At 58.2% G+C, this 24,566-nt stretch carries 27 protein-coding genes and 1 tRNA gene; 8 read left to right on the top strand and 20 right to left on the bottom strand.

All coding sequences use genetic code 11. The features are described 5' to 3' along the window. Positions 1-55 precede the first annotated feature (55 nt). Positions 56-1,054 (top strand): NAD(P)H-quinone oxidoreductase, encoded by a 999-nt coding sequence (locus CRO59_RS06350; RefSeq protein ID WP_097088711.1) that lies wholly within the window; start codon positions 56-58, stop codon positions 1,052-1,054. 109 nt (positions 1,055-1,163) lie between these two features. Continuing rightward, positions 1,164-2,108, top strand: a complete 945-nt coding sequence (locus tag CRO59_RS06345) for an alpha/beta hydrolase (RefSeq protein ID WP_097088709.1) — start codon at positions 1,164-1,166, stop codon at positions 2,106-2,108. Here the strand turns inward: CRO59_RS06345 and CRO59_RS06340 are convergent. Beyond that, positions 2,105-3,916 carry an ABC transporter ATP-binding protein gene (locus tag CRO59_RS06340; protein ID WP_097088707.1) on the bottom strand — a complete coding sequence of 604 codons (1,812 nt, stop codon included), beginning with the start codon at positions 3,914-3,916 and terminating at the stop codon, positions 2,105-2,107. The two genes, CRO59_RS06345 and CRO59_RS06340, sit on opposite strands and share 4 nt — an antisense overlap. A 202-nt stretch (positions 3,917-4,118) precedes the next feature. Between CRO59_RS06340 and CRO59_RS06335 the strand changes: the two genes are divergently transcribed. Then, the gene (locus CRO59_RS06335; RefSeq protein WP_097088705.1) at positions 4,119-4,532 is read left to right on the top strand and encodes a VOC family protein; all 414 of its coding nucleotides are present in this window, start codon (positions 4,119-4,121) and stop codon (positions 4,530-4,532) included. Between the two features lie 57 nt (positions 4,533-4,589). On the opposite strand, the gene CRO59_RS06330 is transcribed toward CRO59_RS06335, so the two are convergent. The 5 genes from CRO59_RS06330 to CRO59_RS06310 all read right to left on the bottom strand — a co-directional run bounded on the left by CRO59_RS06330 (position 4,590) and on the right by CRO59_RS06310 (position 9,975). Continuing rightward, on the bottom strand, positions 4,590-4,919 hold the full coding sequence (locus CRO59_RS06330) for a hypothetical protein (RefSeq protein ID WP_007961262.1): 330 nt from the start codon (positions 4,917-4,919) through the stop codon (positions 4,590-4,592). 106 nt (positions 4,920-5,025) lie between these two features. Next, the gene (rtcA, locus tag CRO59_RS06325) at positions 5,026-6,054 is read right to left on the bottom strand and encodes an RNA 3'-terminal phosphate cyclase (protein ID WP_097088703.1); all 1,029 of its coding nucleotides are present in this window, start codon (positions 6,052-6,054) and stop codon (positions 5,026-5,028) included. 8 nt (positions 6,055-6,062) lie between these two features. Then, positions 6,063-6,851: a nucleotidyltransferase domain-containing protein gene (locus CRO59_RS06320; protein WP_097088701.1), complete on the bottom strand. Its 789-nt coding sequence runs from the start codon at positions 6,849-6,851 to the stop codon at positions 6,063-6,065. Between the two features lie 14 nt (positions 6,852-6,865). Then, positions 6,866-8,092 (bottom strand): RtcB family protein, encoded by a 1,227-nt coding sequence (locus CRO59_RS06315; RefSeq protein ID WP_027611573.1) that lies wholly within the window; start codon positions 8,090-8,092, stop codon positions 6,866-6,868. 335 nt (positions 8,093-8,427) lie between these two features. Next, positions 8,428-9,975 carry a TROVE domain-containing protein gene (locus CRO59_RS06310; protein ID WP_097088699.1) on the bottom strand — a complete coding sequence of 516 codons (1,548 nt, stop codon included), beginning with the start codon at positions 9,973-9,975 and terminating at the stop codon, positions 8,428-8,430. Positions 9,976-10,179: 204 nt separating this feature from the next. Here CRO59_RS06310 and rtcR point away from each other — a divergent pair, with 204 nt between their 5' ends. Further along, entirely contained in the window at positions 10,180-11,787 is a 1,608-nt protein-coding gene (rtcR, locus tag CRO59_RS06305) for an RNA repair transcriptional activator RtcR (protein WP_097088697.1), read from the top strand. A gap of 174 nt (positions 11,788-11,961) precedes the next feature. Continuing rightward, positions 11,962-12,222: a hypothetical protein gene (locus CRO59_RS06300; RefSeq protein ID WP_097088695.1), complete on the top strand. Its 261-nt coding sequence runs from the start codon at positions 11,962-11,964 to the stop codon at positions 12,220-12,222. A gap of 31 nt (positions 12,223-12,253) precedes the next feature. Here the strand turns inward: CRO59_RS06300 and CRO59_RS06295 are convergent, their stop codons facing one another. The 11 genes from CRO59_RS06295 to thrS form a co-directional block, all read right to left on the bottom strand. After that, positions 12,254-12,676 carry an RDD family protein gene (locus tag CRO59_RS06295; RefSeq protein ID WP_097088693.1) on the bottom strand — a complete coding sequence of 141 codons (423 nt, stop codon included), beginning with the start codon at positions 12,674-12,676 and terminating at the stop codon, positions 12,254-12,256. 193 nt (positions 12,677-12,869) lie between these two features. Beyond that, a complete protein-coding gene (locus tag CRO59_RS06290; protein WP_097088691.1) occupies positions 12,870-13,532 on the bottom strand; it encodes a DUF2625 family protein in 663 nt (220 codons plus the stop codon). Between the two features lie 80 nt (positions 13,533-13,612). Next, positions 13,613-13,689 (bottom strand) — tRNA-Pro (locus CRO59_RS06285). An 88-nt stretch (positions 13,690-13,777) separates the two neighbouring features. Next, the gene (locus CRO59_RS06280; protein ID WP_003179985.1) at positions 13,778-14,134 is read right to left on the bottom strand and encodes a MerR family transcriptional regulator; all 357 of its coding nucleotides are present in this window, start codon (positions 14,132-14,134) and stop codon (positions 13,778-13,780) included. Further along, a complete protein-coding gene (ihfA, locus tag CRO59_RS06275; protein WP_002553164.1) occupies positions 14,115-14,417 on the bottom strand; it encodes an integration host factor subunit alpha in 303 nt (100 codons plus the stop codon). The genes CRO59_RS06280 and ihfA overlap by 20 nt, the downstream gene beginning before the upstream one ends. Positions 14,418-14,420: 3 nt before the next feature. Next, the gene (gene pheT / locus CRO59_RS06270) at positions 14,421-16,799 is read right to left on the bottom strand and encodes a phenylalanine--tRNA ligase subunit beta (RefSeq protein ID WP_097088689.1); all 2,379 of its coding nucleotides are present in this window, start codon (positions 16,797-16,799) and stop codon (positions 14,421-14,423) included. 26 nt (positions 16,800-16,825) lie between these two features. Continuing rightward, positions 16,826-17,842, bottom strand: coding sequence for a phenylalanine--tRNA ligase subunit alpha (gene pheS, locus CRO59_RS06265; protein ID WP_003226365.1), 1,017 nt, complete (start codon positions 17,840-17,842; stop codon positions 16,826-16,828). Between the two features lie 109 nt (positions 17,843-17,951). Then, entirely contained in the window at positions 17,952-18,308 is a 357-nt protein-coding gene (rplT, locus tag CRO59_RS06260; RefSeq protein ID WP_002553161.1) for a 50S ribosomal protein L20, read from the bottom strand. Positions 18,309-18,336: 28 nt separating this feature from the next. After that, entirely contained in the window at positions 18,337-18,531 is a 195-nt protein-coding gene (rpmI, locus tag CRO59_RS06255; protein ID WP_002553160.1) for a 50S ribosomal protein L35, read from the bottom strand. A gap of 60 nt (positions 18,532-18,591) precedes the next feature. After that, on the bottom strand, positions 18,592-19,143 hold the full coding sequence (infC, locus tag CRO59_RS06250; RefSeq protein WP_170929410.1) for a translation initiation factor IF-3: 552 nt from the start codon (positions 19,141-19,143) through the stop codon (positions 18,592-18,594). Next, positions 19,143-21,065, bottom strand: coding sequence for a threonine--tRNA ligase (gene thrS / locus CRO59_RS06245; protein ID WP_097088687.1), 1,923 nt, complete (start codon positions 21,063-21,065; stop codon positions 19,143-19,145). Before thrS ends, infC begins: the two co-directional genes overlap by 1 nt. Positions 21,066-21,446: 381 nt before the next feature. Between thrS and CRO59_RS06240 the strand changes: the two genes are divergently transcribed. Together CRO59_RS06240 and CRO59_RS06235 are read left to right on the top strand one after the other, a co-directional pair. Then, complete coding sequence (locus CRO59_RS06240; protein ID WP_003226370.1) at positions 21,447-21,746, top strand: hypothetical protein; 300 nt, start codon at positions 21,447-21,449, stop codon at positions 21,744-21,746. Positions 21,747-22,038: 292 nt separating this feature from the next. After that, complete coding sequence (locus CRO59_RS06235) at positions 22,039-22,251, top strand: cold-shock protein (RefSeq protein ID WP_003179963.1); 213 nt, start codon at positions 22,039-22,041, stop codon at positions 22,249-22,251. A 72-nt stretch (positions 22,252-22,323) separates the two neighbouring features. Here the strand turns inward: CRO59_RS06235 and CRO59_RS06230 are convergent, their stop codons facing one another. Beyond that, positions 22,324-22,641 carry an I78 family peptidase inhibitor gene (locus tag CRO59_RS06230; protein WP_007961248.1) on the bottom strand — a complete coding sequence of 106 codons (318 nt, stop codon included), beginning with the start codon at positions 22,639-22,641 and terminating at the stop codon, positions 22,324-22,326. Positions 22,642-22,810: 169 nt separating this feature from the next. Continuing rightward, a complete protein-coding gene (locus CRO59_RS06225; RefSeq protein WP_097088685.1) occupies positions 22,811-23,116 on the bottom strand; it encodes a hypothetical protein in 306 nt (101 codons plus the stop codon). A gap of 132 nt (positions 23,117-23,248) precedes the next feature. On the opposite strand from CRO59_RS06225, the gene CRO59_RS06220 reads away from it, so the two are divergent. Beyond that, positions 23,249-23,461 carry a hypothetical protein gene (locus tag CRO59_RS06220; protein ID WP_096796226.1) on the top strand — a complete coding sequence of 71 codons (213 nt, stop codon included), beginning with the start codon at positions 23,249-23,251 and terminating at the stop codon, positions 23,459-23,461. 33 nt (positions 23,462-23,494) lie between these two features. Here CRO59_RS06220 and CRO59_RS06215 read toward each other — a convergent pair whose 3' ends face one another. Then, complete coding sequence (locus tag CRO59_RS06215; RefSeq protein WP_096796176.1) at positions 23,495-24,523, bottom strand: nucleoside hydrolase; 1,029 nt, start codon at positions 24,521-24,523, stop codon at positions 23,495-23,497. Positions 24,524-24,566 lie beyond the last annotated feature (43 nt).

Below are 24,566 nucleotides of genomic sequence, written 5' to 3'. Positions count from 1 at the left end.
TCATTGCCCGCGGGCTACGCTCCCATCTTCAGAACCTCAAGCAACAGGAATCGACATGACTTTGCCCAACGAAATGACCCGGATCGAAATCACTCAACCCGGTGGCCCGGACGTCTTGCAAGCCAAACGTGTGCCCCTGCCCGTCGCTGCAGCCGGTGAAGTGCTGATCCGCGTGCATGCCGCCGGGATCAACCGTCCCGACGCCCTGCAACGCGCCGGCAAATACCCGATGAAGCCGGGCATGAACCCGATCCCCGGTCTGGAAGTGGCCGGCGAAGTGGTGGCGCTGGGTGCCGGTGTCAGTCAGTTTGCCGTCGGGGACAAGGTCTGCGCGCTGACCAACGGTGGCGGTTACGCCGAATACTGCAACGTCCCGGCCGGGCAAACCCTGCCGATCCCCGATGGACTGGATTGGGTGCAGGCCGCCGCTATCCCGGAAACGTTCTTTACCGTGTGGGCCAACCTGTTCGGCCTCGGCGACGTTCAGCGCGGTCAGCGCGTGCTGATTCACGGCGGCACCAGCGGCATCGGCACCACCGCGCTGATGCTCTGCCGCGAGTTCGGCATCGAAGCATTCGCCACCGCCGGCAGTGCCGATAAATGCGCGGCAATCAGCAAACTGGGTGGGCAGCCGATCAATTATCGCGAGCAGGATTTCGCCACGGTCATCGCCGAAAAAACTGCAGGCCAAGGGGTGAACGCGATTCTCGACATCATGGGCGCCTCGTACCTCAACGGAAATGTCAGCGCGCTGGCGATGGATGGCCGGCTGGTGATGCTGGGCTTTCTCGGGGGCGGCAAGGCCAACGACATCGACCTGTTGGCGATCATGGCCAAGCGTGCAGTGATCACTGGCTCACTGCTGCGTGCGCGAACCGCTGAGGAAAAGGCCGAAATTGCCGAGCAACTGCGCGAACACGTATGGCCGGCGCTGGCCGCCGGACGCTGCCTGCCGATCATCGACAAGGTTTATTCGCTGAACGATGCGGCCCAGGCGCATGCGCGCATGGAAGGTGGCGACCACATCGGCAAAATCGTTCTGCGCGTGGGCTGAGCCGCAGCATTTTGTAATCGTTGCGAGTAGACGGTGGTCGAAAAAGTCACGCGCAGACCGAGCCTTCTGGTAAAAAGCCTTCTTTGTCTGCGCTGTGGTGAACCGTTTAATGTTCCTGTCCTTCATGACCCGTTTGCGTCGTCGCCGTCTGGCGTTCGCCTGCATGGCTGCGCTGATCATTGGCGTGCCGACGAGTTGTGCGGTGCTCGAACACACCGAGCGCAAACTGCTGTTTCGCATCGAACCGGGCACGGCCGGCTGGTATCACGGTTTGCCGGGCAGCGTGCAGGAACTCGACTTGCAGCCCAAGAGCTTCAAGGCCGGGCAGAATATTCATGCCTGGTGGTGGCCCGCAGAACGACCGAACGCTCCGGCGATTCTCTATCTGCATGGCGTGCGCTGGAACCTCACCGGACAGCTGTTCCGCATTGAGCAGTTGCGCGCGGCCGGCTACTCGGTACTGGCCATCGACTACCGTGGTTTCGGCCAGAGCAAGGGCGATCTGCCTTCGGAAAGCAGCGTGTATGAAGACGCCCGTGTGGCGTGGGAGCGCTTCAAACTGCTGCAGCCCGACCCGAGCAAGCGCCTGATCTACGGCCACTCACTGGGTGGCGCCGTGGCTATTGATCTGGCCGCCGAACTCGGCCAGGACGCCGCACGGGACAAGTCACCGCTGCCGGTCAAAGGTCTGGTGATCGAATCGACCTTCACCTCTCTCGCCGACGTGGCTGCGGCCGTGGCCAACACCTCGCTACCAGTGCGCTGGTTGCTGTCACAGAAATTCGACTCCATCGATAAGATCGCCGAGATTCACATGCCATTGCTGGTGGTACACGGCATGGCCGACGCGTTCGTGCCGCCGCGCTTCAGCGAACAGCTGTTCAACGCCGCCCAACAACCGAAACGACTGCTGCTGGTGCCGGGTGCCACCCATAACAACAGCATGGCGCTGGGCGGGCAGAATTATCGCAAGGCGCTTGATGCGCTGATGCAGTCCAAACCCGCGCCGCGCGTGGCCGGCCCTGCACTGGTGCGCAGCGCGCAGGATTCCTAGCGATAGCCGCGAGCCTGCAGATCGAACAGTTTGGCGTAGTGTCCGTTGGCGGCGATCAGGCTATCGTGATCGCCCTGCTCCAGTATCCGTCCGGCCTCCAGCACCATGATCTGATCGGCGTTGCGCACACTGGAAAAGCGGTGGGAGATCAGCAAGGTCATGCGACCTTCGGTGTGCTGGCTGAAATGCTCGAACACTGCCGCTTCCGCTGCCGGATCCAGCGCCGAGGTCGGTTCGTCGAGAATCAGGATGTCGGCATCGCGGCGCATGTACGCCCGGGACAAGGCAATCTTCTGCCATTGCCCACCGGACAACTCCTGACCGCCAGCGAACCATCGGCCTAGTTGCGTTGCATAGCCACGGTCGAGGTTTTCAATGAACGGCGCGGCCATGCCTTCGGTAGCCGCAGCCTGCCAGCGCGATTCTTCGTTGAACGCCGAGGTATCGCCCACGCCGATGTTCTCGCCGACAGTGAACTGGTAGCGAATGTAGTCCTGAAAAATCACCCCGATACGCCGCCGCAATGTGTTCTCTTCCCAATCCTGCAAATCGCTGCCATCAAGCAGAATCCGCCCCTGATCGGGCCGATACAGGCGCGTCAGCAATTTGATCAGCGTGGTTTTGCCTGAGCCGTTCTCCCCCACCAGCGCCACACTCTTGCCCGGCACCAGGTGCAGGTCGATGCCTTCCAGTGCTGCACGGCTGGCCCCCGGATAGCGGAAACCGACGTTCTCAAAACGCAGGCCATCACCCGGATGCGCGCCGACGGTGAGATGACCGCAATCAGCCAACACCGGTTCGGCCAGATACTCATACAGGCTCGACAGGTACAGACCGTCCTCATACAAACCGCTGATCGCACTCAGGCTGCTGCTGACCGCACTCTGCCCCTGCTTGAACAACACCAGGTACATGGTCATCTGACCGAGACTGATATTGCCGTGCACCGCATCGATCACCACCCAGGCATAAGCCAGATAGAACGCCCCTGTACCGAGCAAGCCGAGACCGAAACCCCAGCCATCACGACGCAATGTCAGGCGCCGATCCTCGGCGTAGAGCTTGGCGAAGGTGTCCCGATAACGCTGCAGCAGCAACGGCGCAAAGCCGAACAGCTTGACCTCTTTGATGTAGGCCTCATGGGACAGCAAGGTTTCAATGTAATTTTGCTGCCGACTCTCCGGGGCCCGGCGGGTGAACAGGCGGAAAGCGTCGCCGGAGAAATGCGCCTCGGCAAAGAACACCGGCAACGCGCCGATCACCAGCAACAGCAGTGCCCACGGCGAAAAATGCACCAGCAGCACACCGAAGCTGATCAGCATGATCAGGTTCTGGATCAACCCCAGCGACTTCATCACCAACGCCAGCGGCCGGGTCGAGGCTTCGCGGCGCACGCGCACCAGCTTGTCGTAGAACTCGGAGTTCTCGAACTGCACCAGCGACAGGGTCTGCGCCTTTTCCAGAATCAGCGTGTTGACCTTCTGCCCCAACTGCACCCTCAACAACGACTGCTGCACCGAGAGCGCCCGTTGCGTACCGGATAACAACGCCAGCACGCCCGCCTCCATCAGCACATAACGCAACACCGGCCACAGGGGTGCATCGCCCTGTTGCGCGTGCAACTGCATCGCCATCACCACCGCATCGACAATGCGCTGACCCAGCCATGCGGCCAGCGCCGGCAGAACGCCGGCAATCAGGGTCGCCAGCACCAACCCCAGAAACAACCCGCGTGATGTCGCCCAGACCAGCAACAGGGCGCGCCGGGCCTGATCGAACAGGGCGTTGAAGCGGGAAATCAAAGGCATGGCAGAACAAGCTCAATAGGTCGTACAGGGTGTCATGGTACTCCGCAGGTTTTATCCGTGCTGAAGCGCGGCGTTTTCAGAAGAAAAACATCTGGAAAAACTCTGGCCGTTGCGGCGTCCAATGCTTTGCTATGGTTTAACCGCCTTTCGCGGAACCTGGCGAACATCGCCTCTCTCCGCGCCTACTGCCAGGAACGCCATCATGCGAATCAATCCCTACCTGATCTTCAACGGCAACTGCCGTGAAGCCTTCACCTTTTATGAGCAAGCGCTGCAAGGAAAACTCGAAGCAATCATGACCTTCGGCGAAACACCCGCCGCCGAACACGTACCGAAAGAGCACCACAACCTGGTCATCCATACCTGCCTGAAGGTTGGCGACCAGATGATCATGGCCTCGGACACCACGCCTGACCGGCCGACCGGGGGTATGAGTGGTTGCTCGATTTCACTCAACGTCGACAGCATTGCCGAAGCCGAGCGGGTGTTTAATGCACTGGCCAAGGACGGTCGCGTCGATATGCCGCTAGAGGCGACTTTCTGGGCCGCCCGGTTCGGTATGCTGGTCGATCGCTTCGGCGTGTCGTGGATGGTCAATTGCGAGACTGACAAGTAACGCCGACGTTTCGTCAGGCATGAAAAAGCCCAACCTCTTCAGGTTGGGCTTTTCGATTTATCGCTGGGCCAGCTCATGCCGCACGCATTGTTCGTAATAGGTCTGCTTGACCGCTGCAGGTTTGAGCTTCGACGTGCTGTTGTAGGTCTGCTCGGTAATCCCCATTGCCGTCATGCGCATCCACGGTTGCTGGAACTTGCGCACCTGCAACTGCTTGCGCGCGCCGTACAACGAGATCCCCGACAGCTTCGACTGCTGCGCCCCGGCGGCGATGTCCGAGCCCCAGGTACAGGCGAACCGGTGACTCTTGCTCAACTCCCTCGCTTCAATGGCCGAAGCGAAGGCAGCCAGGGAAAGCGTTGCAACGGTTATGACAATCGTCCGCATATAGCCAACCTAACCTTTTGAAAAAAGGCGATTTTGCCGGGGAAGCCCAAGCCTGGGGGCCAGCAAATTGCCGCATTCGCGAGATTGATCCGGGCTTGCGACGCGGTCAGCGACCGTTGCGGACCTCAACCCGCAGACGCTCGGGGCCCGCTTCCGAGCATTCGATAGTGACCGGCAAGAAGCGCTCGATCACCGCGATGTTGCTGTGCAGATGCTCGGTCATTCTTGGGGTAGTGAATGATCCGCCACCGGCCAGCGCCATCGGCAGCAGCAACTGGTCGGCGAGGTGTTCCGCCACCGCAGCGTCACTGCGTAACCAGTCTGTCGCTTGATTGATTGCGCTATCAGCGACCTTCTCCGCCCGTAACAACACCTGGCCAAAGGCACTGAAGACTTCGGTGACCTGCTCGAACACGTACTCCAGTAACAGCACGTTACCGGGGCCACGCGCCGGGTCGAGCGTGATCGGATGCAAAGTTTCCGCTGCCCAGCGCATGCGTTTCGCCACCTGATTCAGTTCACGCTCGGCGACGCTCGGTGCGAGACCGGCCGTCAGCGCCAAGGCTTGCTGCGACAGCAGCGCCCCACGCTCACACAGGTCCAGCGGCGTCAGTTGCGACGGCTGCACCGTGACGTCGATCTCACCGCCACCGGCCGGGACAAAGCCGTGACGCAGCAGATCCAGCTCAATGCCGGCACCCATGCGCCGCATCAACGGCAACCAACTGCGCGTAAGGAAATCGACAGGCGGCGCCAACGGATTATGCGTACCGCCGCTGATCCGTACGCGACTTGTGCCCGGCGCCTGCAACAGCGCCGGCAGCAAGGTCTGCAACACCAACGTGCAACTGCCGGCCGTGCCGATCGCAAACCGGTAATCACCCGAACGAATCGCTCCCGGCTCGAAAAACAGCGCCTGCGAGCCCAGTTCCGCTCCCGCGATCCGTGCGCCGCAGACTTCGGCGGCCGCCATCACCGCCGTCAAATGCTGACGCAGCAGTCCCGGCCGACTGCGGCGGGCGCGAATCTGTTTAATGCGAAACGCCTGGCCCGTCACCATCGACAGGCTCAGCGCGCTGCGCAACACCTGACCGCCGCCAATCGCGCCGTCCAGTTCAATCACTTGCTGTTCCATTTCATTCCTTATGCGTACAACCCGACGGTCTCCCTGAGGTAGTCATCCAGTCGTCGCGAGTCTTCCTGAGTTCTGAGTAATGTGGGCACATCGCGCTCGAGTTCGGCAGTGATGAACCTGTGCAGTGCCGGACGACGCGGGCCGTAGGCGCGCTCGTCGGCATTGCGTTTAAGTGCCAGCAGTTCGTCGACTTCAGCGAGCAGTGCGCGGTCGTCGACCGTGGTCAGCAGGTCGGCGAAGGTCATCGGTGGACGCCCGCGCCCCTGATCGATCCAGCGCACCGCCAGCAACGGCCGCAGCACGTAGAAGTACTTCTTGAACCGTACGCTATCGCCTTGCAGGTACTGGCGAAAGTTGTTTTTCGCCATCGACAGATAGTGGTTGCGGGCTGCCGGCGGGCTGTAGAACGCTTCGGCCAGTTCCCGCAGTTGCGCAACCTGCGCGCTTTCGCTGCGGTACACCAATGGCGAGTCGAGCCACTCCAGCAACGTCGGATTGGACTTGCGCAACAACCCGAGGGTCTTGCGCAGTTCCCAGCCGCTGACGTCCAGCTCATCGTCCAATGGCCGCTCGATCACCGCGCGCGGCGTGTCGACCTGAACGAACCACTGCGGTTTTTCCACGTACACGAACCGTACGTCGTAGTCGCTGTCGGTCGAGGCAAAGCCCCAGGCCCGACTGCCGGACTCACAGGCGTACAACACCGTGACATTGCGCTCACGCTCTATACGCGCCAACTCTTCCAGTACCCGCGCACGCATCGTGGCGCACAGCGGGTGGCGTTCTGCAAATTCCATGACTGCTGATCCTTTTATCCTTTGACGCACACCACTTGCCGCAGGGTGTGCAGCACTTCCACCAACTCGCGCTGGGCGTGCATGACTTTGTCGATGTCCTTGTAGGCCATCGGAATTTCGTCGATCACCGCTTCGTCCTTGCGGCACTCGACATGCGCCGTGGCGCGGATCTGGTCTTCGACGGTGAATGTATTCTTTGCCTTCGTTCGGCTCATGGTGCGGCCGGCGCCGTGGCTGCAGGAGCTGAACGACTCTTCGTTGCCCAGGCCGCGCACAATGAAACTCTTGGCGCCCATCGAACCCGGAATGATCCCGAGTTCACCTTTCTTCGCCGACACCGCGCCTTTGCGGGTGACCAGGATTTCTTCGCCGAAATGCCGCTCTTTCTGCACGTAGTTGTGGTGGCAGTTGACCGCTTCCAGCGCCACCTCGAACGGTTTGCGAATGATCTGGCGCGTGGCCTGAATCACCGCGCGCATCATCAATTCGCGGTTCTGTCTGGCGAAGTCCTGCGCCCAGCTCACCGCTTCCACGTAATCATCGAAGTGCTGGCTGCCTTCTTCGAAGTACGCCAGGTCACGATCCGGCAAGTTGGCGATATGTTGCCGCATATCCGCCTGAGCCATCTGAATGAACAGGTTGCCAATGGCGTTGCCGACACCGCGAGAACCACTGTGCAACATGAACCAGACCCGGTTGGCTTCATCCAGGCACACTTCGATGAAGTGGTTGCCGCTGCCGAGCGTGCCCAGATGCCCACGGTTGTTGGTGTTGGTCAGTTTCGGGTACTTGTCGGTGATCAGTTTGAAACGTGGCTGAAGCCCCGCCCAGGCCTGATCGGCTTGCTGCGGAATCTCGTCCCATGCGCCCTTGTCGCGCCGAGAACGGTTCGAACTGCGGCCATGGGGCACCGCTTGCTCGATGGCGCTGCGCAGACCTTGCAGATTGTCCGGCAAGTCGGCTGCGGTCAGCGACGTGCGTGCGGCGATCATGCCGCAACCGATGTCCACGCCGACGGCCGCAGGGATGATCGCGCCCACCGTCGGAATCACGCTGCCAATAGTCGAGCCCTTGCCCAGATGCACATCCGGCATCACCGCCAGATGCTTGAAGATGAATGGCATCTTTGCCGTGTTCATCAGCTGCTCGCGGGCCTCGTTTTCCACCGGGACGCCTTCGGTCCAGAGTTTGATCGGCTTGCCGTTGGCGACTTCGAGCAGTTGGTAAGTGTGTGCTTTCATTTCTCTATTCTTTATTCGTTGGCCGATGATTCGGCGTTGTTCCGTCATGTGCAGCGACAAAAAAACAGACACTGTGGCTCTGCCAGTCGAGCCCCCGTTGCCGGGGCGGGATTCGAACCCGCGTTCCGATGGAGTACCTGTTGCATTCGCTGCCTTCTTTTTCAATAAGGTGGCACGACAAAAGTTGATGACTGTTGCGCGTCGCCGCGCACCGGGGTTAACCGGCCTCAGATGTACAGCCATCAGGCATTCGTGCCGTCACACACGCTGACAAGGGTTTGATGAGACGTCTTGGATGTAGTCCCACCGGCATTCAGCGCCTGTGACAAATCAATTCATTGCATCTTCTCGATCGCTTCGACCCAGTGCTGGGCACCGTAACGACCGCTGGTGAACTGCTCGACCACATCGAACACCGCATCGCTGAAACCGCCGACATTCAGAATGTCGTCGCGGTCGGCTGCCTGCGTTGCATAACCCGGCTGGATATCGATGCACACCAGCCGCGCCTGCGGGTTGATCTGCTTGATTCGTTCCCATTGGCGAATGGTCTCGCTTGCTCCATGGCGCCGCGTGTCGATCCAGGACTCGTTGTCCGATACCAGAATCAACGTATCGACCCTGGCCTTGCTGTCCGCCAGTTTCTTCAATGGCGCCGAGCAGTTGGTGCCGCCGCCAAAGGCCGCGGCCAGTTTCTCCGCATTGCTGATCACGCTGTCCCGTGGGTTGAGCTTGATATCCACCACCTTCACTTCGAACGGCATCACCCGCGCCGCCGGCTGTTTGCGCAACACCGCTGCCGCGACCAGTGCCGCCACATCAATGCAACGCACTGCGGTGGTCGCACCCTGACGATAACCGGTCGCCGGGCTCCCCATCGAACCCGATACGTCCGGGCAAACCACCACCGCGCCTTCCAGCTTCGGCACGTTGGCCAGCGACAACTCAAGTGCATCCTGCAACGCCTCGCGGATCTGCAGCGGAACGTTATCGCCAACCATCCGGTAGGCCGCCAGCAACTGATACGGATAAACCCGCGCTTTTGCCACTTCTTGCGGATCTGCAAGTCGCGCGGCCACGTAATCGACGCAACCCGGAACCTCGAACGCGCCATGCCGCGCCAGGGTGTTGAGGTTGATGCGCAACCCCTGCCAGCCCATGTTGCAAGCCTGCGCCGCCCATTGCTCTTTGCTCAGAATTTCGTTGCCGAGCAGTTGAAACGGTACCGCGGGGACTTCGCGACTCGCACCGCTGCGAAATGCCAGCAAATCACGGGTCAACTCGGGCAATGCCTGCACATCCACCGGTTTGCCGATCAGCCAGGCGAAGAACGCTTCGCGCCAGGCCTCAGCCGGCTTGGGGTGAACCATCTTCACCACGTCCGCCAGGGATGGCTGGTTGCCAATCGACGCTTGTAGCAGTTGACGTTCGGTCGCGCCGTTCAGCCAGTTCTGCACCAGACGTTTGGGTTGCGAACCAAGGGATTTGCGCCCGGTGGCGCCACTGCGCAGGATCTGCACGTAGTTACGCAACATCTTGCCGCTGTCGATCACTTGTTCAAACACCTCAGGTACCAACGTCGAACGGTTCGCCGTTAACGCCGCGAGCAGCAATGCCGGCATGTCTTTCATGTGGCCCTTTTGGCGAGCGTAGACAGCAGCCTTCGCCACGAAACGGCTGTCGAGTTCAGCCACCAGCTTCAATACTTGATCCAGCTGGCTTTCAGCGCTGGCGTAAAACGTCTGGTTCAGGCAACCGGTGACCGCCAGCTGGGCCAGTTGATGCTTCGGCGTGTAGGCATATGCCGAGGCACCGGAGGCATTCAAAGTGTCGCAGGCTGGCAGCTGTTTCGATTGCGTGTTGAAGAGTTTGAAGTTGGCCATCGTGGCGTCTCGCTCTGTTGTCCTGTTCGTTGCGATAGGTATTGCAGCGGCTGTGCCAGTTTTTGAGAGGCGCAAAATTTATTTTTTATCTTATTGATTTATATAGTTTTTTTATTTTTTATCGATTTCTTTGAGCTGAACCGAAGACAAACCCAGTGTGAGAAACCTATCATTTGATATCGTCATTTATCTTTTGAGATTGCCATGCCCAACAAACGCACCGTCGCCATCGGTTTTATCGGCGCCACCCTGGACCGCGTTGGCAAAGGCGCCAATCGCTGGAGCCACTGGCGACCGAGCGTTGGCCTGTGCCAGCAACCGGACGTGTTGATCCATCGTCTGGAACTGATTCACGGTATCGACGCGCGCGACATCAGCCTCGCTGAACGGGTTCGCGCCGATATCCAGCAGGTCTCGCCGGAAACCGAGGTACACCTGCACCCCATGGCACTGCGCAATCCGTGGGATTTCGAAGAGGTCTACGGCGCACTGCATGACTTCACGACGGCCTACAGCTTCGATACCGAGCACGAGGACTATCTGGTTCACATCACCACCGGCACCCACGTCGCGCAGATTTGCTGGTTCCTGCTGACCGAAGCACGCTATCTGCCGGCGCGCCTGATCCAGACCTCCCCCGCCCGACGCAAAAGCGAAGATGAACAAGCCACCGGCACTCACGCGCTGATCGACCTCGACCTGTCGCGTTATGACCGCATTGCCTCGCGTTTCGCCAACAAACGCCTCGAGGGCCTGGAGTTCTTGAAGTCCGGCATCGCCACCCGTAACGCGGCGTTCAACCGCTCCATCGAACAGATTGAACGGGTGGCCGTGCGCTCCAAGGCGCCCATGCTGCTGATCGGCCCGACCGGCGCCGGCAAATCGTTTCTCGCCCGACGCATCTATGAACTCAAACGCAGCCGCCATCAAATGCAGGGCCGGTTTGTTGAGGTCAACTGCGCCACCCTGCGGGGCGACGGTGCGATGTCGGCTCTGTTCGGTCACGTCAAAGGCGCATTCACCGGAGCGCAGAACGCCCGCGACGGCCTGCTACGGGCAGCGGACGGCGGCATGTTGTTTCTCGATGAAATCGGTGAGCTGGGCGCGGACGAACAGGCGATGCTGCTCAAGGCTATCGAAGAAAAGCGCTTCTTTCCGCTTGGCTCCGACAAGGAGGTCGACAGCGACTTCCTGATCATCGCCGGCACTCACCGCGATCTGCGCAGCCGCGTCGCCGAAGGCCTGTTCCGCGAGGATCTGTACGCACGCATCAACCTCTGGACATTTGATTTGCCCGGCCTGGCCGGCCGCCGCGAAGACATCGAGCCCAACATCGATTTCGAGCTCGAACGTCACGCTCGCGATCACGGCCAACTGGTGCGCTTCAACCTCGAAGCGCGCCGACGCTACCTCGCCTTCGCCAGCTCTCGGGAAGCGGCATGGCTGGGCAACTTTCGCGAATTGTCAGCGTCGATTACCCGGATGGCCACGCTGGCGGACAGCGGACGAATTGATGAGGCGCAAGTGCAGGAAGAAATTGATCGACTGCGTTATGCGTGGCGACTGGCGCAACCGGACGGGATGCCGGATGACCTCCCGGGAGACGCCGCTAGCCTCGACCTGTTTGATCGACTGCAATTGAAAGCGGTAATTGACGTATGTCGGCAAGCGGACAGCCTGTCGGATGCCGGACGCAGACTGTTCGGCGTATCGCGCCAAGCCAAGGTGCAGCCGAATGATGCAGATCGCTTGAGAAAATACCTGAGCCGCTTCGGGATTGAATGGGCCGACTTGCAAGGCCGCAAAATATAGCGCGGTGTTTTCGTGGCGCTTTGTCGCGGTCATGTTTATGGTCGGCTTGGTAGAAATCCTTCTGCTTTCACATTGGGCCGGGTATCTGTGACTTTACCGCTCGTCCAACGGCCAGCACCTTAGGCCTGTTCATGCCTCCAAAGAGTTACCCACATCGCGCGGAAGACTCAGATCATGAACAAGTCGATTGCAACCCTGACGCTTGCAAGCCTGCTGTTGACTGGCTCGCTCTTCACGCAGACCAGTTCGGCAGCAACACCGACAGCCTCCTCCGGCACAAATCAGGCGCAAAGCTCAGAGTCCAACGAGGAAAAAGCCAATAAAAAAGGCGAAGAAGCGTCAGGCTCAAACTCCGGCGCCGAACCGCAAGAAACGCAGAAGGACGCCGCAACCTCCAGTGACTCGGAGGACATTGAGCAAGGTTCGAAACCTTAGTACCTGGGCGGCTGCCGCCGCCCCACTTGACTCACCTGACACGAATCACAATTGTCGACGCAAGCATGTCGCCCAGGCGTTTGCGCGAGCCAAAGAAGATGAAAATCCAGTCGAGGATGTTCAGAAACGGCGTTGTGATGTTGCGTATGAACGATTGATACAGATTGCAGTTCAAGTAACTACGCTCATCAATCACCGACATCCCCAGCAGCTTTTTACCCAGGCTTTGCCCGTTGGGCATTGCATCGGAAAACAGGTAATACGCCACACCCGTACCAAGAGCCAGGACAGCCACCACATTTGGCGGCAAACCAATAAACTCCGCCAGCCGTCCTACGAAGAGGATCAAAAAGTAGGTGATCAACGTATCGATGATCTGCCCACCCCAGCGACGGCCCAGCCCTGCGAGATTTTTCGGCTTTTGATATTCACTACTGGTATTGCTGATGTCCATGCGCCTTCGCTCGATCGGAATTTAGATGACTGAGTATCGGCAACCGATCGCCAATATTTAGTGGCGCATCAGAGGCGAGCGCACTGACAGTACGGTCTATCAAACCCCGCAATACTGCTGCGCATGGCTCGGCTCACTGAAGGTAAAGAAGTAGAAGGAAATCAGCCCTGACAGGCAGAGTATTAACCCGACATCAGAGTAACTGCGCAGAACCTTTGCCGAGCTTGCGTGCCAACTCGACATTCATTTCGAACTGTTCGCTAACATCAATCGCCGTACGGCGACTCTTTTCGACTGAGCCTTCCCGAGTCCAGAGAAATGGGAAAAACGAAAAGCACTGATCCGCTTCCAGCGCCTGCAGGTCGCGAATCCAGCCGTTCCAGCGCAAACCGTCGTAGAAGGTCGCAAGCCGATCGCTCAACGCCCAACCAAGGAAGTCGGTGTAAGCAATGTGCAATGGCTCCCACAAGAGCGTGTCAGGCGCCCAGTAATACATCGCCCCAACCTCTTCACCCAAACCACCGCCATTGAGAGCAAAAAAACCTCCAGCGGCATCGTCGGCGACCAACATATAAGCATCAGCACGGCCGCCATTCCAATCCAGAAGATTTCGCGGTAATTGCAGATGCCCGGAGCCGAGCACACGTAACCAGCCGTGATCAATCAACAGCCCACCCGTTTCGAAGGCGATCGCACCTAAAGTCGATTTAGTCGTGAGCTGAAGACCTGAAAGAACTCTGCCATTTTCGGTGGAGGGAGGGAGTAACTGATAGTTGAGTACGGCTTCCCCCAGCATTTTTTCAATGATGGGCAGCGCCGGATCCCGCTTGTCTATCAAGTGATCCAAACTTTTCATCCAGCGACCTTTTTTTTGCGCAGGCACAAAAAAGCCGATCTAGATGATCGGCTTAAGTGTCTGATTTTACTCAGGAATAATGGTCGGGACGGAGTGATTCGAACACTCGACCCCTAGCACCCCATGCTAGTGCGCTACCGGACTGCGCTACGCCCCGACTGGTTTGAAACCCGCCCCTCGTCTCGAAGAGCGCTCAAGAATATATCGCAAGCTTTTGAAAACTGGAAGTATTCAAACGCAGCTTTTTATTTCTTGAGCACCACCAGTACATCTTCAAGCTCAGCGATCATCTGGCGGATCATTTGCTTGTACTGGGTGGTGTCGTCTTTGGCTTCATCACCGGACAAACGCAGACGTGCACCGCCGATGGTGAATCCCTGATCGTAAAGGAGCGCGCGGATCTGCCGGATCATCAGCACGTCCTGGCGCTGATAATACCGGCGGTTTCCGCGGCGTTTGACGGGGTTGAGTTGAGGAAACTCCTGCTCCCAGTAGCGCAGCACGTGTGGTTTTACCGCACACAGCTCGCTGACTTCACCAATGGTGAAGTAGCGTTTGCCCGGGATGACGGGTAGTTCGTCGTTATGACTTGGTTCCAGCATAAGCCTCAACTCGGGCCTTCAACTTCTGCCCTGGACGAAAGGTGACCACACGGCGAGCCGTGATCGGGATTTCTTCCCCCGTTTTCGGGTTGCGGCCAGGCCGCTGGCGTTTGTCCCGAAGGTCGAAATTGCCGAAACCGGACAATTTGACCTGCTCGTTGTCTTCAAGAGCGTGCCTGATTTCCTCGAAAAACAGTTCAACCAATTCCTTGGCTTCCCGCTTGTTCAGGCCCAGCTCTTCATACAGACGTTCCGCCATCTCAGCTTTCGTCAAAGCCCCCATACGTCACTTCCTTAACGTGGCGTTCAACCTTTGTTCGAGCGAGGTGAGGATATTTTGCGTCGTCGAATTCACCTCATCGTCATTAAGAGTGCGCGATGGATGCTGCCAGGTCAAGCCAACTGCAAGGCTTTTTCTATCAGGATCAATACCTTTACCCTGATACACGTCAAACAGCCTGAGATCCGTGAGCCATTCGCCTGCATTTTCACGAATTACGTCCAATACAGCCGAGGCCGCGACGTCTTTGTGTGCGATCAGTGCAAGGTCACGACGCACTTCAGGAAAACGCGACAACTCGTGGAATTGCGGCATTTTTCCGGAAGCGACTTCAGCCAGAACCAGCTCGAAGACGAAGACCGGACGATCCAGGCCCAGGGCTTTGGACAGCTCAGGGTGGATCGCACCGATAAAGCCGACTTCACGCCCGTCACGTTCGATGCGCGCGGTTTGCCCCGGGTGCAGCGCCGGGTGTTTACCCGGAGTGAAAGTGAAGGTATCCAGTGCACCGGCAAAGCCCAACACCGCTTCAACATCAGCCTTCACGTCGAAGAAATCGACGGTGTCGCGACCCTGCGCCCAACCTTCCGGCAGACGGCTGCCGCAAACAACACCCGACAGCATCGGTTCTTGCTTCAGACCTTCCAGCTGACCGACGAAGCGCAGACCGCTTTCGAACAGACGCACGCGATCCTGCTGGCGGTTCAGGTTGTGCTGCAACGCCTTGACCAGACCCGGCCACAGCGAAGAACGCATGGCCGCCATGTCATTGGAAATCGGGTTGGCCAGCAACAGCGGCTCGACGCCCGGGTTGAACAGTTCGAACTGCTTCGGATCGATGAAGCTGTAAGTGATCGCTTCCTGATAACCACGGGCAACCAACAGACGACGCAGTTCAGGCAATTCGCTGCGCGCTTCAGCCTTGGCTTGCGGCGCCAGACGCGCTTGCGGGTAACGAACCGGCAGACGGTTGTAGCCGTAGAGACGCGCCAGCTCTTCGATCAGATCGACTTCCAGACTGATGTCGAAGCGATGGCTTGGCACTTCTACGCGCCACTGCCCTGCGCCGTCAGCGGAAATCTTCAGACCCAAGGCGCTGAGCAGACGCTCGACCTGCGCCGAATCCATTTCCATCCCCAGCATCTGGGTGATGCGCTGCGCACGCAGGGTGATCGGCGCGATCGACGGCAGGTGCTGTTCGCTGACGGTCTCGATGATCGGGCCGGCTTCACCACCGGTAATTTCCAGCAGCAGGCCAGTGGCGCGCTCCATGGCTTCACGGGCCAGTTGCCAGTCCACGCCACGCTCGTAACGGTGCGAGGCGTCGGTGTGCAGGCCGTAGGAACGAGCCTTGCCCGCCACAGCGATCTGATCGAAGAAGGCACTTTCCAGGAAAACGTCGCGAGTGGTTGCGGACACACCGCTGTGCTCGCCACCCATTACGCCGGCAATCGCCAGAGCGCGGGTGTGGTCGGCAATCACCAGGGTATCGCTACGCAGGCTGACTTCCTGACCGTCGAGCAAAACCAGCTTCTCACCCTCTTCCGCCATACGCACGCGGATGCCGCCATTGATTTCGGCAAGATCGAAAGCGTGCAGTGGCTGACCCAGCTCAAGCATCACGTAGTTGGTGATGTCGACGGCAGCGTCGATGCTGCGCACATCGGCGCGGCGCAGACGTTCAACCATCCACAGCGGGGTTGGTTTGGACAGATCAACGTTACGGATGACACGACCCAGGTAACGCGGGCAGGCGGCAGGCGCCAGCACTTCTACCGGACGCACTTCGTCGTGCACAGCCGGAATGGTCATGACCACCGGGCGAGTGACCGGCGTGTCGTACAGCGCACCCACTTCACGGGCCAGACCGGCCAGCGACAGGCAGTCGCCACGGTTCGGGGTGAGGTCGACCTCGATGCTGGCATCTTCCAGATCCAGGTACACACGGAAATCTTCGCCCACCGGCGCATCGGCCGGCAGTTCCATCAGACCGTCGTTGCCTTCACCGACCTGCAGCTCGGCTTGCGAGCACAGCATGCCGTTGGACTCGACGCCACGCAGCTTGGCCTTCTTGATCTTGAAGTCGCCCGGCAGTTCGGCACCGATCATGGCGAACGGAATCTTCAGGCCCGGACGCACGTTTGGCGCACCGCACACGACCTGGAAGGTTTCCGCACCATTGCTGACCTGGCACACACGCAACTTGTCGGCATCAGGGTGCTGCTCGGTGCTCAGCACCTCGCCCACAACCACGCCGCTGAATATACCGGCGGCCGGGGTCACGCTATCGACCTCCAGACCCGCCATCGACAGACGAGCAACCAGCTCGTCGCGACTTACCTGCGGGCTAACCCAGCCACGCAGCCATTGTTCACTGAATTTCATCCTGCTCTCCTAAGAATTCGTTACGACTAGCGAAATTGCGCGAGGAACCGCAAGTCGTTGTCGAAGAACAGACGCAAGTCGTTCACGCCGTAACGGAGCATTGCCAGACGCTCGACACCCATGCCGAAGGCAAAACCGGAGAACTCTTCCGGATCGATGCCGGACATGCGCAGCACGTTCGGGTGCACCATGCCGCAGCCCATGACTTCCAGCCAGCCGGTCTGCTTGCAGACGCGGCAGCCTTTACCGCTGCACATCACGCATTCCATGTCGACTTCAGCGGATGGCTCGGTGAACGGGAAGTACGAAGGACGGAAACGGACGGCCAGCTCTTTTTCGAAGAACACCCGCAGGAATTCTTCGATGGTGCCTTTGAGGTCGGCGAAATTGATGTCGCGATCGACCAGCAGGCCTTCGACCTGGTGGAACATCGGCGAGTGGGTGATATCGGAGTCGCTGCGATACACACGGCCAGGGCAAACGATGCGGATCGGCGGCTGCTTGGACTCCATGGTGCGGACCTGTACCGGCGAGGTATGGGTGCGCAGCAACATGTTGGCATTGAAATAGAAAGTGTCATGCATCGACCGGGCCGGGTGGTGGCCTGGGATGTTGAGCGCTTCGAAGTTGTGATAGTCGTCTTCGACCTCAGGGCCTTCGGCGATGCCGTAGCCGATGCGGGTGAAGAACTGCTCGACTCGTTCCAGAGTCCGGGTCACAGGATGCAGACCACCGGAGGTCTGGCCACGGCCCGGCAACGTCACGTCAATGGATTCGGCAGACAGTTTGGCAGCCAGTTCGGCTTCTTCAAACAGAGCCATGCGCGCATTGAGAACGCCTGTAACACGCTCCTTGGCAACGTTGATCAGGGCGCCGACTTGCGGACGCTCTTCTGCCGGCAAATTCCCCAGGGTCTTCATCACCTGAGTCAATTCACCCTTTTTGCCAAGGTATTGAACCCGGATTTGCTCCAGGGCATTGATATCTTCAGCGCTTTGCACAGCCTCTAGTGCTTGAGAGACCAGCGCATCCAGGTTTTCCATGTACAGACTCCAGATACAAAATAGGGGAAGAGCTTGAAGGCTCTTCCCCTATTTATGACGTTTAACACCTGGCCCCACAGAGGTGAGGCCGGGTGACTGTCGGGGGTACTTAAGCCAAGGTGGCTTTAGCTTTCTCGACAATCGCAGCAAACGCCGCTTTTTCGTTCACTGCCAGATCAGCCAGAACCTTACGGTCGATCTCGATGGACGCTTTTTTCAGGCCAGCGATGAAACGGCTGTAGGACAGACCGTTAACACGAGCACCAGCGTTGATACGAGCGATCCACAGAGCGCGGAACTGACGTTTTTTCTGACGACGGTCACGGTAGGCGTATTGGCCTGCCTTGATTACCGCTTGCTTGGCAACACGGAATACGCGGGAGCGTGCGCCGTAGTAGCCTTTAGCAAGTTTCAGAATTTTTTTGTGACGCTTACGGGCAATGACGCCACGCTTTACACGAGCCATGAGTTACTTCCTCTATTCTTGACTAAAATTAACGAAGGCGCAGCATGCGCTCGACTTTTGCCACGTCAGACGGATGCAGCAAGCTGCTACCGCGCAGTTGACGCTTACGCTTGGTCGACATTTTGGTCAGGATGTGGCTCTTGAAAGCGTGCTTGTGCTTGATACCGTTAGCAGTTTTCAGAAACCGCTTAGCAGCACCACTTTTGGTTTTCATTTTTGGCATGTTCGGATACTCCGCATTCAGTTGATAAACATAATCAGAAGGCCTGCCGTGCCCTGTTGATTACTTCTTCTTTTTCGGGGCGATGACCATGATCAGCTGGCGTCCTTCCATCTTAGGATGCTGTTCGACCGAACCGTACTCGAGCAGGTCAGCTTCAACCCGCTTGAGGAGTTCCATCCCCAGCTCCTGGTGGGCCATCTCACGGCCGCGGAATCGCAAGGATACCTTGGCCCTGTCCCCGTCACTCAGGAAACGTACCAGGTTGCGCAGTTTTACCTGGTAATCCCCTTCCTCCGTCCCTGGACGAAACTTGATTTCTTTTACCTGAATCTGCTTCTGGTTTTTCTTCGCTGCTGCAATCTGCTTCTTCTTCTCGAAGATCGATTTGCCGTAGTCCATCACCCGGCAAACCGGTGGGACTGCGTCAGCAGAGATTTCTACCAGATCAAGCTTTGCTTCTTCAGCAATACGAAGCGCTTCATCAATCGAGACGATGCCAATCTGCTCGCCATCAGCGCCAATTAACCGAACCTCGCGTGCCGAGATATTCTCGTTGATCGGGGCTTTCGGTGCAGCTCGTTTATCTTGTCTCATTTCACGCTTAATAATAATTACTCCGAATCTGGGCGACCACGCCGGGAAACCGCTTGCGCGAGAAACTCAGCGAACTGGGCGACGGGCATCGAGCCCAGGTCAGCACCTTCACGAGTACGCACAGCGACAGTCTGCATCTCGACTTCCTTATCTCCGATAACCAAAAGATAGGGAACCTTGAGCAAAGTATGCTCGCGGATTTTAAAGCCGATCTTTTCATTTCTCAAGTCGGACTTGGCACGAAATCCGCTTTCGTTGAGAGTTTTTTCTACTTCTGCAACAAAATCTGCCTGTTTATCAGTGATATTCATGATCACTGCCTGGGTTGGCGCCAGCCACGCAGGGAATGCACCTTCGTAATGCTCGATCAGAATCCCGACGAAACGCTCGAAGGAACCGAGGATCGCCCGGTGCAACATCACTGGGTGTTTGCGGCTGTTGTCTTCGGAGACGTATTCAGCACCGAGACGGACAGGCAGGTTGAAATCGAGCTGCAAGGTACCACACTGCCAGACGCGACCGAGGCAATCTTTCAGCGAGAACTCGATTTTCGGACCGTAGAACGCACCCTCGCCCGGCTGCAGATCATACGGCAGACCCGCGGAATCAAGGGCTGCAGCCAGTGCCGCTTCGGCGCGATCCCACAGCTCATCGGAACCTACGCGTTTTTCCGGACGAGTGGACAGTTTCATCTCGACATCGGTGAAGCCGAAATCGCGGTAAACGTCCATGGTCAGCTTGATGAACGCAGCGGATTCGGCCTGCATCTGCTCTTCAGTGCAGAAAATGTGGGCGTCGTCCTGAGTGAACGCACGCACACGCATGATGCCGTGCAACGCACCTGATGGCTCGTTACGGTGGCAGGCACCGAACTCGGCCAGTCGCATCGGCAGCTCGCGGTAGCTCTTCAGGCCCTGGTTGAACACCTGCACGTGACACGGGCAGTTCATCGGCTTGATGGCGTAGTCGCGGCTTTCCGACTCGGTGGTGAACATGTTGTCGGCGTAGTTGGCCCAGTGTCCGGATTTCTCCCAAAGGCTGCGATCGACCACTTGCGGAGTCTTGATCTCCAGGTAGCCGTTGTCGCGCTGCACTTTGCGCATGTACTGCTCGAGCACTTGATACAGGGTCCAGCCGTTCGGGTGCCAGAACACCATGCCCGGCGCCTCTTCCTGGGTGTGGAACAGGCCCAGGCGCTTGCCGATCTTGCGGTGGTCGCGCTTTTCAGCTTCTTCGATGCGCTGGATGTAAGCCGCCAGCTGCTTCTTGTCAGCCCAGGCTGTGCCGTAAACGCGCTGCAATTGCTCGTTCTTGGCATCGCCGCGCCAGTAGGCGCCGGACAACTTGGTCAGCTTGAAGGATTTCAGAAAACGCGTGTTCGGCACGTGCGGGCCGCGGCACATGTCGACGTATTCTTCGTGGTAGTACAGGCCCATGGCCTGTTCGTTCGGCATGTCTTCGACCAGACGCAGCTTGTAGTCTTCGCCGCGGGTTTTGAACACTTCAATCACTTCGGCGCGCGGAGTGACTTTCTTGATGACGTCGTAATCTTTGTCGATCAGCTGATGCATGCGCTGTTCGATGGCGGCCATGTCGTCCGGCGTAAAAGGACGCTCGAAGGCGATGTCGTAATAGAAGCCTTCGTCGATAACCGGGCCGATGACCATTTTCGCAGTCGGGTACAGCTGCTTGACCGCGTGGCCAACCAGGTGCGCACAAGAGTGGCGAATGATCTCCAGCCCCTCTTCATCCTTTGGCGTGATGATTTGCAGCGTCGCGTCGCTGTCGATGATGTCGCAGGCGTCGACCAGCTTGCCGTTGACCTTGCCGGCCACAGTGGCCTTGGCCAGACCGGCACCAATGGATGCGGCGACCTCGGCTACGGAAACCGGGTGATCGAATGAACGTTGACTGCCGTCGGGAAGAGTAATAGTTGGCATGGCGCCTCCTCTCCTAGTGGTGACCCCTACCAAAGGTCACGTGGGTTGGGATGAGCCAGTACAAGATCCGATCCAGGCCATTCAATGACGAACGCCTGCCTTACAGCGGCAGGAGCCTTGCGGCCAACCGGAAAACCGAACCAGAGTGACTGGGATTCAAATCAGAATTTTCGCACGCTGACCGCTGCCGGGGCTGAAGGCCATCCGGAGCCTGAGAACGCTTGAGCCCGGCATGCTAGCACAGATGAGCGGTCATCGACGTCATCGAATTGAGGTGTTGCTGATTTGCGCATTTTTGCGGCGCGAAGTGAACTTGGGATATACGCTTTGCCTCAAATAGGCTGAGAATCGTCGCCGATATCAACCCAAGGAGTTTCCGACATGCGCCTCATCCGACTTTTTGCTTTCGCGGCCCCGCTGGCCCTGCTGCTGCCGCTGAGCGCCAACGCGGCCTGGCCTGCCGGCGTCAAAGCCCAATACATGAACGACTGCACCGCCGCAGCCAGCAAGAGCGTCAATCCGGCCGAAGCCAATAAACATTGCGCTTGCGGTGCCGACGTTCTGGAAAAGAAATTCACCACGCAAGAGATCGCGCAACTGATGGACAAGAACACCCCGCCAAGTGGTGAACTGGGTCAGCGCGCGCTGAAAGAAATCTCGGTTTGCCGCGTGCAGAAATAAGCGCTGACGAATGTTTTTTCGGGCGTCCAGCAGGCTGAAAACCGCCAAAAAGACCCCAAAATCGATAATTTACGCAGGTTTTATAGCTTTTTTTACACCCTCTTCACTCGGCTGAAAGCCACTGAAACCGGGGCTTGCAGACATTTCAGAGGTTGAAATCGATGCAATATGAAAGCAAACAGCACGTCCGGGGGGCTACCAAAGCGAACATTTCGACTATGATACTCCGGTGTGCCCAGTTGGCCTGAGCAGCACAGTACTACTGAAAATATATGTTTCTTGGAGATACACCATGTCTAATCGCCAAACCGGCACCGTTAAATGGTTCAACGATGAAAAAGGCTTCGGCTTCATCACTCCTCAAGGTGGCGGTGACGACCTGTTCGTACACTTCAAAGCTATCGAATCCGACGGTTTCAAAAGCCTGAAAGAAGGCCAGACCGTCTCTTTCGTGGCTGAGAAAGGCCAAAAGGGTATGCAAGCTGCACAAGTTCGCCCAGAGTAATTTCCCGGCGCACTAAAAAAACCCCGCCCATGTGACGGGGTTTTTTATACCTGCAACAAAAGCGGTCTGAGATCAGCCGCAGTTGACGCGAGTGACCACCAGGTTGTTGTCGGTGTTCAGATTCAAGCGATCGGAACGGTACTCCAGAGTGATCATGTCGGTTGGCTTGAGGAAGCGGGCGTTTTGCGCGCCAGCCTTGGCACGAGCCTGATCGAGCAGTTCCGGCGAAGCCTTTTTACCGATGGCAAACTCCGCTGCCTTTGCTTCACAGCGGCTATGACCAGCATCGGTCGCCACAGGATCCTTTGCCGACTCGCTGGAGGTTGTGCTGCAACCGGCCAACATGGCAACGGCCATTAGTGCACCCAGAGACGCGAACTTCAAAGGCATGAAGCCTCCTTTTTTCAAATGGTTAAGCTGAGATCGTGCGACCACCAATCCGGCGTTTGGTTTCACAACCGATGCTGTCACCCTGCCCCACGATCCGGAAAAAACGCTGAGTCTGCCTGAAGTGCGCGCATCGCATCCTCACGCAATCGTCACCGAATATTAACGAAGCTCAATAGACGTCGATGTAATCGTGCGGCGGATTCGGCCAGTTGTCTTTCAGCGCATTGAAAATCTGCATCACCCAGACTTCATCACTGGCCGCGACCTTGCCGACATACCCCGAGCCCTTGGCCCAGGTCTCCAGGCGAAACAGCAGGCCATCAATATCCTGGCCGCCGGTCACACCGGAAGAGATATAGGCAATCCCACCCTTGGTCACACGCAGCTGCGTGTGCACATCATCGCTGGCCGACGCCAGCAACTGGCGCACAGCGTCGAGTGTGAGGCCGTCGGGGGTGTTCAAATCGATCTGCACAGCACATTCCTTGGATCAGCCGGAAAAGACCAAGTGTCGCATAGCGACGCGCTCATGCCTAAGTCGCAGTGCCAAACGCCCGCCAAAGTGGTTAACTCGCTTTCAGACATTTCCGACTTTTCGAGCGCACTCATGAACACCGTAAGCATCTCCGCCGACATCAAGGTTCATTGGCCGAAGGGGCACAGCTCGTACAGCCCGGGCAGTGCGGAGGAGTTGGCATTGATCAGCATCGATCTGCTGGTCAAGACGATGGGAACCCAGGGCGCACAAACGTTTATCGCCCAGGTGTTCGAGCGGTACCAGCATGACGGCGAGAACACGCAGGACACCGAGAGAAAATAAAAACCCGCAGGCTGGCACCTGCGGGTCACAGCCTTACTTCAAGCGCTTCAGACGCTCGGTCAGCAGATCGAAGAAGCCTTGAGCATCCCCATTTTCCACCCAGAAGGCGTTCTTCGGCGCCTTCAGACCGTCATACCAGTCAACGATGGTCTGGCCAAAAGTCGGACCTTCGCGACTATCCACCACAACGTTCACCGAACGACCGGTGAACAGCTCAGGCTTGAGCAGGTAAGCGATAACGGTAGCGTCGTGCACCGGGCCGCCCGGGATGCCGTAGTGCTCCATGTCACCCTTGATGTACTCGTTGAGGATGTCGCCAACAATCTTGCTTGCGTTGTTGTTCAGTGCAGCGATCTGTTTCAGGCGTGCGTCGCTGGTGAGGATCTTGTGGGTCACGTCCAGCGGCAGGTAGGTCAGTTTCACGCCGCTCTTGAGTACCACTTCCGCCGCTTGCGGGTCGGCGAACAGGTTGAATTCGGCCACCGGGGTGATGTTGCCGCCATTGAAGTGCGCACCGCCCATGATCACCACTTCCTTGATGCCATTGACGATCTCCGGCTCCTGGATCAGCGCCAGCGCCAGATTGGTTTGCGGGCCAAGCATGGCGATGGTGATGCTGTGCGGCTTGGCTTTTTTCAGGGTGTCGATGAGGTAGTTGACCGCATTGCCTTCGGCCAGGCCTTTTTTCGGCTCATGCACGGTGACACCCGACAGGCCTTCCTTGCCATGGATGTTCTCGGCGTAGATCGGCGTACGCATCAGCGGTTTCGGCGCACCGGCATACACCGGAACGTCTTCGCGCCCTGCCCATTCGCGAGCCAGGCGCGCGTTGCGCGATGTCTTGTCGAGGCGCACGTTGCCAGCCACGGTGGTCAGTGCACGAATGTTCAGTTCATCCGGCGAAGCCAGGGCGAACAGCAAAGCGACCACGTCGTCGGCGCCAGGGTCGGTGTCGATGATCAGGTCGATCTTTTCAGCAGCCTGAGCGCCGGTGGCGGTAATAAAAGACAAAAGCAGCAGACTCCGAAGCAATTGGTGGAGTTTTTGAGCATAGCGGTGCATGGCGCATTCCTTGTGCTGATGAAAATGAAAGGGTCGGAACCCG

It is taken from the genome of Pseudomonas sp. LAMO17WK12:I5, from assembly GCF_900215165.1.
In the GTDB taxonomy this organism is placed as follows: Bacteria; Pseudomonadota; Gammaproteobacteria; order Pseudomonadales; family Pseudomonadaceae; genus Aquipseudomonas; species Aquipseudomonas putida_A.
This window is presented reverse-complemented; position numbering and strand designations above follow the sequence as displayed.